The sequence below is a fragment of the Microbulbifer mixtoriginis (SeqCode) genome (assembly GCF_052467705.1).
The window spans coordinates 1663124-1678344 of record NZ_CP174322.1 but is presented as its reverse complement, the minus strand read 5'-3'; the positions used below and the strand labels follow the sequence as shown (position 1 = coordinate 1678344).

Below are 15221 nucleotides of genomic sequence, written 5' to 3'. Positions count from 1 at the left end.
AAGTCCATTTTTATTTGCAGAGCTTTAGAGCACTCTCCCGGCTTAAGGCAGATACGCGAGAGGGTCCACTGGCTGACCGTTTTTTCGTATTTCAAAGTGGAGCTTGTCGCGGTTGGTACCACTCGAACCCAGTTCCGCTATCCGTTGTCCAGCTTTGACCTTACTACCCTCTTTCACCAACAGTCGGTGATTGTGGGCATAAGCACTCAAGTAAACATCGCTGTGCTTAACGATCAGCAGTTTTCCATACCCTCTTAATGCACTGCCAGCGTAGATAACAGTGCCATCAGCTGCTGCCGATACAGATTCTCCCTTTTCACCGGCGATATCAACACCCTTCCGCAAGGGGTCTCCAGGGCGGAACTTGCTGATGACTTGTCCACGGACAGGCCAACGCCAGTGAATCGTCCCTGTTCGCTTACTTTGAGGCTTCTGACGCGTAGAGCTTCTCGTTAAAGATTTTTTATTCTTGGCGGGAATAGCTTTTTTTGTGGACACAGGCTTAGCCACAGCTTTTTTTCTGGCTACAGGCGAGCTTGAGGCGACTTGACGCGGCACTTTACCATTCAACTGTAAGCGTTGGCCGGGATAAATATTATAGGGAGGTTTAATGCCATTGATAGCCGCCAGCTTGCGGAAATCCTGACCGTAACGCCAGGCAATAGAATACAGGGTATCCCCGCGGCTCACAGTATGATGGTTGAGACGGATACTTGGAGGCTGATTTAGGGAACTACTCGGTGCTCTGTGGCCAGCACAGGAAACCAGGGCCATAGCCACAACACCGACGCCTAATATTTTTAACATAAAAGTCAAAAAATGACCAATATTAGGCTTATTGTTCCGCCAAAAATGGGCCTTAACTTGTCGTAAAAGATGACATTCCATTATTCTCTTTTTACATCAGACCACGGCATTTATGGAAAAAGTGTCTAAAGAAAAGCTCTAAAAATCATTGGAAAAGCTTCATAAAAAGCTGCCATACCGAGATATTCCAGATCTTATTGCGGTGTGGCGTAGGATTTACCTCGATGCCCTCCTCCGAAATAGTCCACCGCGAGAACCAGTACTGCAGCAACCAAAGCGGCAATAATCGCAGGCCCCAGATTCGCATTCTCACCTGTCTGGGCCATAAAGTTCGACGGGGATGTATTGGCGAGTAATGGCGCAAGCTTACTGGAAACAGTTTCGGCGCCATTGATTGGTAGCTTCCAGGGCCAAATTATTTTCAGGCTACCTAATAAGATCCCTGCAAGAAAAGCCAATGTGCGAGCGACATATTTGTGCATCAACCAGGAAAGCAATCGGCTAAAAAGCATTAACCCCAGAGCGGCCCCAACCGAAAAGTACAATAAATTCGACAATTGCAGCTCATGTACTGCAGTGAGCACCTTGGGATAAATCCCAATCATAAGCAGGATAAAGGCACCTGAAATTCCGGGCAAAGCCATGGCACAAATTGCCAATGCTCCAGATAAAAATAAAGTAAGTGGCGTGGCTGGGATGTCCCCAGGACGAAGCTCACTGACAACAACTGCCAGCGCGATGCCTAGAAAGAGAAAGACCGCTGTCGAAAGAGACCACCTGGGGATATTGCGAAGAATAGGGAAGGTAGAAGCCAGCACTAGGCCGAAAAAGAAAGACCAAACGAGAATAGGATATTGCTCCAAAAGGCCACTAATAATCCTCGCCAGGCTGAAGATACTGATCAACACCCCTAAAAACAGGGATAACAGGAAGCTGCCATTGATGTGCTTCCACGTCGCTGATAGCCCTTCCTCCCGCATTATCGTAATACAGTGAGGCCCTATCCGGCTCAAAGAGTCGAGTAACTCCTGGTAGATCCCTGTGATAAAAGCAATGGTCCCCCCGGAAACCCCCGGAACAACATCTGCAGCACCCATTCCCATACCACGCAGCACTACCCCCGGGTACCGGCTCTTAAAGAGCTCTCTAAATTTCATCGAACCACACCACTAAGCAGCGGCACAAACCGCACTGCTTCTAGCTTTTCCACATCGAACTGATCGGTATCCTGGCAACGAGAGATCATCATCAGGTGCTGTTGCTCCGAACCCACAGGAATAACCAGCACACCATTTGGTCCCAACTGTTGCTTGAGTTCATCGGGAACCGTTGAGGGAGCCGCTGCTGCCAGGATTGCATCATAAGGCCCTTTTTCCGGCCAGCCAAAACCACCACTACTGAGATTGTATTCAATATTCTGATATCCCAACTCGTTAAGACGCTGGCGGGCCTTATCGAGCAAGGGTTCGACACGCTCAACAGAAAAAAGTTGTTCAACCAGCCTAGAAAGAATTGCGGTTTGGTAGCCGGAACCCGTACCAACTTCTAAAACCCTATGCAGGGATTTGGCCCTGCTCAGCAGCAACTCTGTCATGCGGGCAACAATGTAAGGTTGGGATATTGTCTGGCCATAGCCAATTGGCAGAGCTGTATCCTCATAGGCGCGGATCGCCAGGGCTTCATCCAGAAAAAGGTGCCTGGGGGTCGAAGCCATCACATCGAGGACTTCTTCATTGCTAATGCCCTCATCCCTCAAGCGTTGGATCAGGCGATTGCGAGTTCGCTGGGAGGTCATTCCCAAGCCTTCGTGTCTCAAGCGGTCCATAAGCTTTTATTCCATCCCCGGTATAACTCTCGCTTTCAGCCACAAATTTTATGTGTCCGAGTTCACATTGACCAGCTGTGCCACCTCCCTTAGCAAGGCTGTTGCGAATGCCCCAGGCGGCAACGCAAATTCCAAGAGGAGGTCATCAGACTGCCACTCAAAACGAAAGGCCTCTGGACGTAGGGCCAGTGGTCTTCGCTCTTGCTTGAGCCCGCAATGTTCCAGCCAGTTACACCAGCTCAGCCACTTCTCTAGTACTTGCTGCTCCAATTCGCCTTGAGGACCTGTGGCGAGGTTTCTACCGCGCCCCCACAAAGGACCACTGGGCTCACTTTGTGGCTCACCCTCAATACTTTGCTGCCAGCAGTCTTGAGTGATTCTTTCTGCCAATACCTGATTAAACAGCCAACTGCGCGCAGCCGACATGGCAAAGGCCTTTTCATTCTTACGACAGCGTCCCTCTTCTTCCGCCAGGTGACGCGCCAGGTTCAGGTTGCCGCCATCGATACCAAAGCGCTGCTCACCGAAGTAATTTGGCACTCCGCCGCCTACCTGTTTAAGCACCTCTTCCGCAGCCACCCGATCACCACTTACATTGCGCAGGCGAATTTTAAACCGATTGCCTACATGCTCCCCGCGACGTAGTTTACGGCCGCCTCGAAAAAACCTCAGAAGTGAAACTTCTTCACTATTGATCTGCGACCAATCTGCCTCTGGCTTCTGTCCGAGCCAAACACTAAACCACTGCGTGGTTACGGCATGTCGATCCTTCAACCCAAAGTAGCTGACATCCAGAGGGCGCACTCCGGCGAGTTTGGCTAGCTGTTTTGCCACCCAGACAGTATTGGCCCCCCGTTTCTTAATATGCAGGTACACATGCTCCCCGTCCTCTATAGGTTCGGGAAAAGCCATCTCATCGACAACAAAATCTTCCGCAACAGTACGAAAATCAGCAGAGATTGCCGCCCCACCCAAAGCACGGGGCCAATTTAGATTCCAGACTTCAGACATCATATCGCTCAAGTAAAACAGTGGCCTGGGCCGCAATTCCTTCACTCCGCCCGGTAAAGCCAAGCTTCTCCGTAGTCGTTGCTTTCACACTAATATCGGCGATATCCACACCGCAATCCGCAGCAATATAGCCGCGCATGGTTTCTATATGAGGAGCCATCTTGGGAGCCTGTGCAATTAGAGTGGTATCAGCATTCACCAGGCGATATCCCCTTTCCTTAATTAGGGTCATAACATGTTGCAAAAGGGCGCGACTATCCGCGCCACTAAAACGCTCATCCGTATCGGGGAAATGATGACCGATATCACCGAGAGCCAAAGCACCAAGAAGCGCATCGCAAAGTGCATGCAATAACACGTCCCCATCGGAATGGGCTTTTAAACCAAAGCTATGGGGAATTTTTGCTCCACCAAGCACAACATGATCGCCAGGGCCAAACGCATGCACGTCAAAGCCCTGGCCAATTCTAAAACTCACTATCGATAATCCTCGGTGGGAGCGTAGCGTAGACGTAAAATGGTCTCTGCCATTACGATATCGGTGGGGTGGGTCACTTTGATATTGTCACTCCGACCTTCAACAAGTTGCGGAGAGTGACCAAAAATTTCCAACGCACTTGCCTCATCTGTAACAGCTTCACCTTGCTGCAATGCTTGACTGAGGCAGGAGCGAAGTAGTGCAAGAGGCGCTCGCTGAGGGGTCTGCGCAAGCCATATCTGGTTGCGATCCAGGGTTTGTTCAACACATTGAACACCGCTTATCTCAGACCCTCTCTTTACAGTATCGCTGGCCTGACGCGCCAGCAGCGCGGTCTGTGCAACCTGGCTGTGCAACAATGCACTAATGTCTTCCATTGCAACACATGGCCGAGCGGCATCATGTACAAGCACCGGGGTGTCGCCATGTTCCCGTTGAGCGAGAAATTCCAGGGCTGAGAGGACAGAATCCGCTCGTTCAGCGCCACCAATTACAGTGTGCATTAATGGGTGAGAGGCTTCTTTCAAGTGCGGGAAAAATTCATCATCCTTTGATAGGGCCACAACAACGCCAGCAAGTCCCGGCCAACTTAAAATATTCCGCAGGGTTAGGGACAATAAAGGGCGCCCCAGTAATGGTAAATACTGCTTGGGGCGATCGGCTCCCATACGTTTACCAACACCCGCAGCGGGTACAACCACCCAATAATCTGTAATCACTTTTTAGCCTCTTCCGAATCCAGGAAGATAAACAGGGTTTCCCCTTCCTTAATCAATCCCAAATCATAGCGTGCCTTGGCTTCGACACCATCAGTGCCCACTTTCAGGCTTCGTACTTCTCTCAACAACTGGCGATTTTCCCGCGCCAAAGCTGCGTTTTTTTCCTGTTGCTGAGCAAGCTGTCGTTTGAGACGGGTAACTTCGGCGAAACTGCCATCACCAACCCAGAGACGATACTGAGCGGCAAGCAGAATAAAGGTAAGAATTCCCAGCAGCCATTTCATACGAGATTACGATATTTCGCTTGTTCGTATTATAGGTATTGCAGAGGAATCCCTCTGCAATACCAATGTGCGATTCAAATATTGATTATTTGAATTCGGCACGGCCACGGTAAGGAGCGGAACCGTTCAGCTCAGCTTCAATACGCAGCAGACGATTGTACTTAGCTACGCGGTCGGAGCGACACAGGGAGCCGGTTTTGATTTGGCCGGCAGCAGTCGCAACCGCCAGGTCAGCAATGGTGGTATCTTCGGTTTCACCAGAGCGGTGAGAGATCACAGCCGTGTAGCCCGCATCTTTAGCCATTTTGATCGCGTCCAGAGTTTCGGACAAAGAGCCGATCTGGTTGAACTTGATCAGGATAGAGTTACCCACGCCTTTCTCGATACCTTCTTTTAGTATCTTGGTGTTGGTTACGAACAAATCATCGCCTACCAGCTGTACTTTTTCACCTATCTTGTCGGTGAGAATTTTCCAGCCGTCCCAGTCGCTCTCGTCCATACCGTCTTCGATAGACAGGATCGGATAGTTGGCGGACAACTCAGCCAAATAGCTGGCGAAACCTTCGCTGTCGAACTGCTTGCCTTCGCCAGCCAAATCGTACTTGCCATCTTTGTAGAACTCGGAAGAAGCACAGTCCAGAGCCAGGGTAATGTCATCACCCAAGGTGTAACCGGCCTTTTCTACCGCTTCTGCAATGACCTTCAGAGCGGCTTCGTTGGATGGTAAGTTCGGAGCAAAACCACCTTCATCACCAACCGCAGTGTTCAGGCTGTTGCTGGACAGTACTTTTTTCAGGGAGTGGAAGATCTCAGCACCCTGGCGCAGGGCTTCGGCAAAAGATTCAGCTTTAACGGGCTGAACCATAAATTCCTGGATATCCACATTGTTATCGGCGTGCTCACCACCGTTGAGGATATTCATCATCGGAACCGGCATGGAGTATTCACCCGGAGTGCCGTTTACCTCAGCAATGTGCTGATACAGGGGGATTTTTTTGGAAGCTGCAGCGGCTTTAGCGGCCGCCAGTGAAACCGCCAAAATAGCATTAGCGCCCAGATTAGCTTTGTTTTCAGTACCGTCGGCATCGATCATCGCCTTATCCAAAGCGCGTTGATCGGTAGCATCCATACCTTTCAATAGATCGGCGATAGTCGTGTTGATATTCTCAACAGCTTTCAATACGCCTTTGCCCAGGTAACGACTCTTATCACCATCGCGCAATTCCAGAGCTTCACGAGAACCAGTGGAGGCGCCAGAAGGAGCGCAAGCGGAGCCAATGGAACCGTCTTCCAGGATTACATCGGCTTCGACGGTAGGGTTACCGCGGGAATCCAGCACTTCGTAGGCTTTAACAGCGACAATCTTGCTCATTAACAATGGGCTCCGTATTAGTACTAACTAAACTTGTTACTTATTAAAAAGGTAATTACTGAAAGAAATTTACCAATAGCTGCACACAACAGTTAAGGGTTCTTACTCTTGTGAAACTTTTTCTCACAGTTTTTTGTGAGAATCTCTAATCGTAGCTTCCATAAATAATAGCTACAGAATAAGTACCAAGCGCCCAAAAAGGGCGCGCGCTATGTATTTCTTACTTTTATTCAGTATCCAGAGGCGCAAAGCCTTTGATTAAATCATCCACAGCTTTCATCTGTGCGAGGAATGGTTCCAGCTTCTCCAGTGGCAATGCACTGGGGCCATCACACAATGCTTTGTCTGGATTCGGATGTGCTTCCAGGAACAGGCCGGCAATCCCGATAGCCAAACCTGCGCGGCCCAGCTCAGTGACCTGTGCACGGCGACCACCGGAGGCTGCGCCGGAAGGATCGCGCATTTGCAGTGAGTGGGTGACGTCAAAAATCAGCGGCGCACCACCGGAGGCATTGATCATGGTGCTAAAGCCCAACATATCAACAACCAGGTTGTCGTAGCCAAAACAGGCACCGCGCTCACACAAAAGAATATTTTCGTTGCCGCACTCAGCAAATTTCTCCACCACATTTTTAACTTGCGGCGGGCTCATAAACTGGGGCTTTTTGACGTTGATCACTGCACCAGTCGCTGCCATAGCGGCGACCAGATCAGTCTGGCGGGCCAGGAAGGCCGGCAGCTGGATAATATCCACGACTTCGGCAACCGGAGCAGCCTGGTGTACTTCGTGGACATCGGTAATCAAGGGGACCTTAAAGGTGTCTTTGATTTCCTGAAAAATCTTCAGGCCTTCTTCCATTCCCGGTCCGCGATAGGAGTTGATGGAAGAGCGATTGGCCTTGTCAAAAGACGCTTTAAAAACATAGGGAATACCCAGTTTTTCAGTGACTTTTACATAGTGCTCAGCCACCTGCATCGCCAGGTCGCGGGATTCCAGTACATTCATACCGCCAAAAAGCACAAAGGGCTTATCGTTGGCGACCTGAATATTTCCGACTTCAATTGTTTTCACTGTCAGCTCCCTGTCATCTCACCCCCAGTCACAGAGACCGGGGGCGGATTACTGATTAACCCTGGTTTTCACGCTGCTTCATTGCTGCGGCAACAAAGCTTTCGAACAGTGGATGGCCGTCGCGCGGGGTTGAAGTAAATTCCGGGTGGAACTGGCAAGCAACGAACCAGGGGTGGTTCGGCAATTCAACCATTTCTACCAGGGTATCGTCTGCAGACCAGCCACCAATTTTCAAACCGGCTTGCTGCAGGCGATCAACGTAGTTGTTGTTCACTTCGTAGCGGTGGCGGTGGCGCTCTACAATAACGTCTGCGCCGTAGATATCGCGAGCCTTAGTGTCTTTAGCCAAGCGACACTCCTGGCCGCCCAAGCGCATGGTGCCACCCAGGTCGGACTGCTCGTCGCGCTTCTCGATATTGCCTTCACTATCGATCCACTCAGTGATCAGGCCGATAACAGGGTGCGGGGTTTTAGTATTGAATTCAGTACTGTTGGCACCTTCGAGGCCGAGCACATTGCGCGCGAACTCGATAACCACAGATTGTAAACCGAGGCAGATGCCCAGGTAAGGAATATTGTTTTCACGGGCGTAGCGAACAGATTCAAGCTTGCCCTCTAAACCGCGCTCACCAAATCCACCGGGAACCAGGATTGCATCGGCATCCTTGATCAGGTCAATGCCGTTTTCACCCTCAACGTCTTCAGCGTTGATAAAGTCGATATCCACTTTGCAGCGGTGCTTGATTCCCGCGTGGGTCAGGGACTCGATCAGGGACTTATAGGCATCCAGCAACTCCATGTATTTGCCAACCATGGCAATTTTCACTTCGTGCTGCGGGTTTAGCTTGCCATCGACCACTTCGTCCCACTCGGAAAGGTCTGGTGCCTGGCATTCCAGCTGCAGCTTTTCCACAACGATATCGTCGAGGCCGTAACTGTGCAGAAGACGCGGTACACCGTAGATGGTCTTGGCATCGGGCAGCGGTACCACAGCGCGCTCTTCAACATTGGTAAACAGTGCGATCTTGCGGCGGGAGTCCTCATCGATCTCGCGCTCGGAACGGCACAGCAGAATATCCGGCTGCAAGCCGATAGAACGCAACTCTTTAACAGAGTGCTGAGTCGGCTTGGTCTTGGTTTCCCCAGCAGTGGCAAGAAAAGGCACATAGCTCAGGTGGATCAACAGGGCGCGATTGGTGCCCATTTCCACACGCAGCTGACGCACAGATTCCAGGAACGGTTGGGATTCGATATCACCTACAGTGCCACCGATTTCAACAATAGCGACGTCGACATCGCGGCCACCTTCTACAACGCGGCGCTTGATCTCATCGGTAATATGGGGGATCACCTGTACGGTGCCACCCAAGTAGTCACCACGGCGCTCTTTGCGCAGTACGGTCTCGTACACGCGGCCGGTGGTGAAGTTGTTACGCTTGGACATCCGGGTACGGATAAAGCGTTCGTAGTGACCCAGGTCCAGGTCAGTCTCGGCACCATCCTCGGTGACATACACCTCACCGTGCTGGAAGGGGCTCATGGTACCCGGGTCTACGTTGATGTAGGGGTCCAGTTTGAGGATGGTAACCTTGAGGCCACGAGCCTCGAGAATGGCGGCCAAAGAGGCGGAGGCGATACCTTTCCCCAACGAGGAAACCACGCCACCAGTTACAAAAATATAGCGCGTCATGCAAAACCTTGGTCAGTTGAGCGCTCGATGAATGTCGAGCTTACAGGGCTGGCCCGGGCGGATAATCCAGCTTCTCCCGGTGCCTTTGAGACGGGGCGCCAGGGTAGCAGAAAACCCCTCTCTGCTCAATCGAAAAACCGCCAGCTGGGCGGTTTCACCGAAGGTGCTACTGGCAAAGTGGAGCAGCCCGCCTTACAGCAGAATAAATCGGCAACTGCCACCAACTCTCCATCCAGATACACGAGCGGTATCCGGTCTCGCAGCCAGGGTTCCAACGCCCTCTCCTGCAGCACCTTCTTGAGAGTTTGGGAGCGAAGTCGGTCGTGAGGCTGGACGCGCTCACCGCCCCGGCGGTATTTCACTTGATATACCCCCTGGGGCCAACCCTGCACCGATTCCAGTACACCACCTCTGGGCAACAGTAGTGCTGACACGCCATCCCATTGAAGGCTTTCTTCGGTGGTAGAAAAGGGCTCCATGACAGGGGTCAGATAGAGGCGCCGCTGAAAGCGTCGCACTACACACCCACCCAGTCGTACTTCCACTTGGGCATCCGCACTCGCTTTCTCAATTTGCGCCAAAGCTTCTTGCAGAACCACGGATTCCGGTGCCATACCACCCTGCAGCAACACCCAACCGCGCAGTAGATTTTTGCGCCGCGCAATACTTAAATTCATGAACGTCGCTAAAAAGAGGCTCTCCCCTAACCTCTCTCGCCTGATATCACAGATCTGCAAGTCAGCAAGCGCCAACTCCTCTAGCAGTAATGCAGATTCCCTAAGATTATCTGCAGCCCGCTGAATACTCTGCCGTGCCGACCAACGGGTGGATAAAACAGGCATGACCTGTCGGCGTAAATAGTTGCGCTCAAAAGCCTCATCAGCATTACTCTCATCCTCAATCCAGCTGAGCCCGTGTTCAAGGGCCCAGGCTTCCAGCTCACAGCGCCCCACTGACAACAAAGGACGAAGTAAGGATTTACCCTCACCCAACGGCCGACTCTCCGCCATACCCGAAAGCCCAAGGACGCCCGCTCCCCGCATTAGTCTATATAGAAAGGTTTCTGCCTGGTCATCCCCATGGTGACCGAGCAAAATTTGATCACCGGAGGACATCACCGAATCAAAAGCCTTGTAGCGAGCCTTACGCGCCCCCTGCTCTATCCCACCACCGCTTCTACCGACTTGCACACGCACCGCAACAAAAGGCACTTGCAGCTCACGGGCAACAGCTTCGCAGTGGCCAAGCCAGCGCTCTGCATTACTACTTAGGCCGTGGTGCACATGCACTGCCTTAACGGGGATACCATTCTGGTTGAGAAGATGCAGCAAGACAGTGGAATCCAAGCCACCAGAAAATCCAAGCCATAGCTGTCCCAGAGCCGGGTGGCGCTGCATCGAAGACTTTATAAGTTGCGGTAGAGAATTTGCTGCGGATTTGGAGGTCACTGCCTATACCCTGGAACTGAGATCGACACAGTATACCGGTGCTGGCAACTTGAGTTGATGGACTTTTGAGCGGGAAGCGGGATATTGCAGAGCTACAGCTCTTCAGCAACTCAACCACTTAAAAGAGAGGTGTAACCCAGACCTCAATTTTTACAGACCCGGGCATTTAATTACCAAAAACGGCTAGAGATAAAAGCCACTAACCCGCACAGCGAATATCAGCAGAAGCTGCCGCATCGGGTACCAATCGAACATTGGCTACGGCTATCGCTGCGGCCCCCTCACTCTCCAAGCGGAAGGCACTGAAAACCTTGCTAAAGTCAGCGCCAGCTTTGGCGAAGCATTGCAGGTCCACCGAGAGACGGGTCCAGTTATTCAGCGGCATAGTTTTCAGAGTGGCTTGCAGCGGCACTCTGGCAATACAGCCCTCTCCACAGGTCACCGCCGCTTGTAACGGTTCACGCAGCTTCTGATCAACGCGAATATTCAGGCTCAAGGCTGAGCCCTCCTCCAAATAAATGTCCAGGTTCTGCATATACTCCGCAGACAACTGCACAGCACCGGGGCGCAGGCCCTTCCACTCGATCAAACGCGCATCTTCTTGAGAGGACATATCAATCGAGGTCACAACGATATTGTTATCCTCACCACTGGCCGCTCGGTTGCCATTCACTGGAACTGCCTTGGCTCCGTCCTCGGCAATATTCAATACCCAGGGAGCGCGCGAACGGGAAACCAATAACCAGGCATCCTCCAGTCCACCCGCAGCCATATTTTCGCTGGTCTCAGGCAAGTCGTTGCTGACCAGGGATTCCTCATTCACACTCAAGCCGTAACCCAAAGCAAACAGGGGATCGTAGTGCTCGTGGTATGGATTCAAAACCGTTTGATTGGTGTACATCGGCCAGCTAAAGGGCAACTTACCAGTGAAATCGTAGCGAATCACACCTTTGGCACCTCGGAATAATACATCGGCCACACCGGCACCCTCAGACCCCGGCAGCCAAGCGGCCACAAAAGCATCCGATGCATTTAATTCACTGTTCACCCAAAGCGGGCGACCGGACAGGAAAACACTGACAACTGGAATTTCCTGTTTACGCAATTTCTTCAACAGTGCCAGATCTTTCTTGTTACCGCGCTGGTATTCCAGATTTGTAATATCACCATGCCATTCCGCGTATGGTTCTTCACCATAAATGGCAATAGCCACCTGGGGTGCCTTGCCATTGGCAAAGCTGGCATCGGTAAAGCTACCATCCTCACTCAGTATGGCTTCACCACCCACGCTCTTTACGGCTGCGGCGATGCCCTCAAAGATGGAAGTAGCACCGGGAAAATCTTCACGGGTATTACCAGTGCCCTGCCAGGATATTGTCCAACCACCACTTTGTTTGGAGAGGTTGTCGGCCCCATCGCCGACGACTAGAACATTCTGCTTCGCGGTTAGCGGCAACAATTGATCATTGTTTTTCATTAACACCAAAGACTTCCGCACTGCCTCTCTGGCGATAGCGCGGTGCTCGGCATTGCCGAGAATACCAGCCTTGCCCGCTAGGGGCATATTACGCTCGAACAAGCCGGCGCGAAGTTTCACTCGCAGTATGCGGCGCACCGCATCATTCAAACGCTCAGTGGAGATTTCACCGCTCTTCGCCTGAGCCAAGGTATTGTTGTAGAGGGCCTTCCAATCCGCAGGCACCATAAACATGTCCAGACCGGCGTTAATTGCCGCGGCACAACTTTCCAGAGTGCAACCCGGTACGAAACTGTGACCATTCCAGTCCCCGACTACAAATCCATCGAAACCCAAACGCTCCTTCAAGACATCTGTCAGCAAGTATTGATGGCCATGCAGCTTCTCACCATTCCAACTATTAAAAGAAGCCATTACCGTTTGCACACCAGCGGGCAAAGCGGTCAGGTAACCTGCCGCATGTACTTCTGCCAGCTCCTTTTCAGGCACAGCGTTATCCCCGCGGTCGATTCCACGTGTAGTTCCACCGTCACCGACAAAATGCTTAGCCGTGGCGACCAGGTTTTCCCCGCGCAGAAAATCGGCTTCGTTCTTGCCACCCTGCAACCCTTTCACCATGGCTTCCGCATAGTCAGCCACTACAGCCGGATCTTCAGAATAACTTTCATAAGTGCGTCCCCAGCGGTCATCCCGCACTACCGCCACAGTGGGGGCAAAAGTCCAGTCGATACCGGTAACAGCGACCTCGCGGGCGGTCGCACGACCAATACGCTCGATCAGCTCAGCATCCTTCGCCGCCCCGAGGCCAATATTGTGGGGAAAAAGAGTTGCCCCAATAACATTATTGTGACCGTGCACCGCATCGGAGCCCCAAATCAGGGGAATAGCAACACCACCATCGGAAGTGTCCATGGAAGCCTTGAAAAAGGCATCGGAAAGCGCAAGCCAATCTTGAGGCGTGGCAAACTTATCGTTGTTTGGAAAAGCACCACCACCATTTAGCACAGAGCCCAGGTGATATTTCTTAACATCTTCAGGGGTGACGTGGCGGATCTCCGCCTGAATCATTTGCCCCACCTTCTCTTCCAAAGACATGCGCGACATAATTTCGGAAATACGCGCTTCCAATTTTTCGCTGCGCGGAAACGCGGGCTCGAGTAGCGGCCAGTTTTCCAGGCTACCGCCACTGCTTATCTGGGAGTTATCCTCTTTTGCCGGAACTTCTTCCCCCTGCGGCTGACAGCCAACAAGTGTCGAGACGCAGAGCATTAAGCTCAGTGAAAATCGTTTTTTAAATTTCAAGGATAACTCCCAAAGTTTTACCACGCTTGTCCTTCTGCCCTACCAATTCCATCGCTATCAGAATGAGTAGCACAGATATTATTATTTCAGTGTAAACCCCAAATTCCTGTCACAGCCAATAAGGCCTCGATTGGATTTCAGGTATTCCACGCAACGGTATCAACGGAGCAAATTGCAATACTTGCCGAGGAGCGCCAATAGAAATCCGATGGATTGGGCCAAATCACAGATAAGGCGGAAAACATTTTCTAGCCGGACTACTTAAAAAATAGCCTGGTGCAAAGTTTCAACTGATTTTGCCCACTACTCCATCGCAGCGCCACGCAGGGTCGGAGAAAAAGCACCGTAATAAGCGATATAGCAGTAGCACAGCAGCGGTACTAAAAAAGAAATCTGAATACCCGCTTCATCCGCGAGCATTCCCTGAAGCAATGGAATAACCGCACCGCCAACAATGGCCATGCACAGGATACCGCTGCCCTGACTGGTGTACTGACCCAAACCTCGCAGCGCCAGGCTGAATATGGTTGGAAACATAATGGAGTTGCAAATCCCCACAGCGACAATCGACCATACAGCCAGATAACCAGAGGAGAGCATCGCCACCAAGATAAGCACTACGGAACCTAGCGAACACACCGCCAGTGTTTTTCCCGCAGAGACATAGCGCAGCAATAAAGCCCCAGCAAAGCGGCCTACCATAGCGCCACCCCAGTAGTAGGAAACATACTTTGCCGCTTCAAATAACTGCATTTCAGCAACAGAGGATTCACTAAAGAAGCTAACCAGGAAACTTCCTATAGCCACCTCGGCACCTACATAGGCAAAAATACCAATTGCCCCCAGCGTCAACCTGGGAAAGCGCCAGATGGAAAAAGTCTCACTGCGGGGCGGACTTGTACTGTGTGAAAGGCAGTGTTCGGGGATCGCCGGCAGGCGAATCCAGGAGAAAAAAGCCACCATCATCAACAGCACTACCGCCAACCAGAAATAGGGCTTTTCCACCAGGGCTGCCTCCCTAGCGCGAAATTCATCGACACTAGTGGCCGTATCGGGATCGGCGCCCACTGAAATCGCGGCAAAAAAAACGGCACCACCGGCAACCGGCGCCAAGGTAGTTCCCAGAGAGTTAAATGCCTGGGTCAGGTTTAAACGACTTGGAGCCGTTTTGGCACTCCCCAAAGCGATAACGTAGGGATTTGCCGATACTTGTAATACTGTAATTCCAGAAGCCAGTACAAAAAGCCCCAATAGAAATACTTCATAGATTTGCAGGCGTGCCGCAGGAATAAAAACTAGGCAACCGGCACAAGCCACCAATAATCCAAAGACCAATCCCAACTGGTAACCAACTCTACGCAATAGCAACCCAGCTGGAACAGAAACCAGAAAATAGGCCGCAAAAAAGTAAAACTGTACCAGGACAGCGCGGGTATAGCTCAGCTCAAAAACATTTTTAAGATGTGGCACCAGGACATCATTCAGCCCGGTGATAAAACCCCACAGAAGGAAAAGAGAAGTCAACGCTGCAAGATTTAAATACCCGGGAGAGCGCCCCTCTTGGGCCTGGGCATCTGAATCACAAACAGCCATTTCGTTCGAGTGAAGACTCGACTCGGGCAACATCTGGCGCATTGGAAACCGATCCCCAAATTTCAAACTCGTTTCTCGGCGATTATACTGTTCTTCCTAAACGCTTTTGAGTCGCCAGTGGAAAATTAAGGACAAAATGTGCA

13 protein-coding genes are annotated in these 15221 nt (G+C 51.5%); all 13 read right to left on the bottom strand.

Features of this window, described 5'->3' with window-relative positions; genetic code table 11:
* Positions 1-42 precede the first annotated feature (42 nt).
* Positions 43-807 (bottom strand): peptidoglycan DD-metalloendopeptidase family protein, encoded by a 765-nt coding sequence (locus ACJJIB_RS07395; RefSeq protein WP_444888397.1) that lies wholly within the window; start codon positions 805-807, stop codon positions 43-45.
* 194 nt (positions 808-1001) lie between these two features.
* Positions 1002-1964 carry a DUF368 domain-containing protein gene (locus ACJJIB_RS07390; protein ID WP_444888396.1) on the bottom strand — a complete coding sequence of 321 codons (963 nt, stop codon included), beginning with the start codon at positions 1962-1964 and terminating at the stop codon, positions 1002-1004.
* Positions 1961-2632 carry a protein-L-isoaspartate(D-aspartate) O-methyltransferase gene (locus tag ACJJIB_RS07385; protein ID WP_444888395.1) on the bottom strand — a complete coding sequence of 224 codons (672 nt, stop codon included), beginning with the start codon at positions 2630-2632 and terminating at the stop codon, positions 1961-1963. Before ACJJIB_RS07385 ends, ACJJIB_RS07390 begins: the two co-directional genes overlap by 4 nt.
* A gap of 48 nt (positions 2633-2680) precedes the next feature.
* On the bottom strand, positions 2681-3643 hold the full coding sequence (gene truD / locus ACJJIB_RS07380) for a tRNA pseudouridine(13) synthase TruD (RefSeq protein ID WP_444888394.1): 963 nt from the start codon (positions 3641-3643) through the stop codon (positions 2681-2683).
* Positions 3636-4121 (bottom strand): 2-C-methyl-D-erythritol 2,4-cyclodiphosphate synthase, encoded by a 486-nt coding sequence (gene ispF, locus ACJJIB_RS07375; RefSeq protein WP_252085088.1) that lies wholly within the window; start codon positions 4119-4121, stop codon positions 3636-3638. The genes truD and ispF overlap by 8 nt, the downstream gene beginning before the upstream one ends.
* On the bottom strand, positions 4121-4840 hold the full coding sequence (ispD, locus tag ACJJIB_RS07370; protein ID WP_444885660.1) for a 2-C-methyl-D-erythritol 4-phosphate cytidylyltransferase: 720 nt from the start codon (positions 4838-4840) through the stop codon (positions 4121-4123). The genes ispF and ispD overlap by 1 nt, the downstream gene beginning before the upstream one ends.
* Positions 4837-5124, bottom strand: coding sequence for a septum formation initiator family protein (locus ACJJIB_RS07365; protein ID WP_444888393.1), 288 nt, complete (start codon positions 5122-5124; stop codon positions 4837-4839). Before ACJJIB_RS07365 ends, ispD begins: the two co-directional genes overlap by 4 nt.
* Before the next feature lie 85 nt (positions 5125-5209).
* Positions 5210-6496 (bottom strand): phosphopyruvate hydratase, encoded by a 1287-nt coding sequence (eno, locus tag ACJJIB_RS07360; protein ID WP_444888392.1) that lies wholly within the window; start codon positions 6494-6496, stop codon positions 5210-5212.
* Between the two features lie 226 nt (positions 6497-6722).
* Positions 6723-7568, bottom strand: a complete 846-nt coding sequence (gene kdsA, locus ACJJIB_RS07355) for a 3-deoxy-8-phosphooctulonate synthase (protein ID WP_444888391.1) — start codon at positions 7566-7568, stop codon at positions 6723-6725.
* 55 nt (positions 7569-7623) lie between these two features.
* Positions 7624-9258 (bottom strand): CTP synthase, encoded by a 1635-nt coding sequence (gene pyrG, locus ACJJIB_RS07350; protein WP_252085084.1) that lies wholly within the window; start codon positions 9256-9258, stop codon positions 7624-7626.
* 125 nt (positions 9259-9383) lie between these two features.
* Positions 9384-10706 (bottom strand): tRNA lysidine(34) synthetase TilS, encoded by a 1323-nt coding sequence (gene tilS / locus ACJJIB_RS07345; protein ID WP_444888390.1) that lies wholly within the window; start codon positions 10704-10706, stop codon positions 9384-9386.
* A 199-nt stretch (positions 10707-10905) separates the two neighbouring features.
* Entirely contained in the window at positions 10906-13485 is a 2580-nt protein-coding gene (locus ACJJIB_RS07340; RefSeq protein ID WP_444888389.1) for a glycoside hydrolase family 3 protein, read from the bottom strand.
* A 303-nt stretch (positions 13486-13788) separates the two neighbouring features.
* Positions 13789-15120 (bottom strand): sugar MFS transporter, encoded by a 1332-nt coding sequence (locus ACJJIB_RS07335; protein WP_444888388.1) that lies wholly within the window; start codon positions 15118-15120, stop codon positions 13789-13791.
* Between the last annotated feature and the right edge of the window lie 101 nt (positions 15121-15221).

Coding starts and splice junctions, on each gene's coding strand:
- ACJJIB_RS07395 (WP_444888397.1), bottom strand. CDS start 807: ATGTTAAAAATATTAGGCGTCGGTGTTGTGGCTATGGCCCTGGTTTCC.
- ACJJIB_RS07390 (WP_444888396.1), bottom strand. CDS start 1,964: ATGAAATTTAGAGAGCTCTTTAAGAGCCGGTACCCGGGGGTAGTGCTG.
- ACJJIB_RS07385 (WP_444888395.1), bottom strand. CDS start 2,632: ATGGACCGCTTGAGACACGAAGGCTTGGGAATGACCTCCCAGCGAACT.
- truD (WP_444888394.1), bottom strand. CDS start 3,643: ATGTCTGAAGTCTGGAATCTAAATTGGCCCCGTGCTTTGGGTGGGGCG.
- ACJJIB_RS07365 (WP_444888393.1), bottom strand. CDS start 5,124: ATGAAATGGCTGCTGGGAATTCTTACCTTTATTCTGCTTGCCGCTCAG.
- eno (WP_444888392.1), bottom strand. CDS start 6,496: ATGAGCAAGATTGTCGCTGTTAAAGCCTACGAAGTGCTGGATTCCCGC.
- pyrG (WP_252085084.1), bottom strand. CDS start 9,258: ATGACGCGCTATATTTTTGTAACTGGTGGCGTGGTTTCCTCGTTGGGG.
- ACJJIB_RS07335 (WP_444888388.1), bottom strand. CDS start 15,120: ATGCGCCAGATGTTGCCCGAGTCGAGTCTTCACTCGAACGAAATGGCT.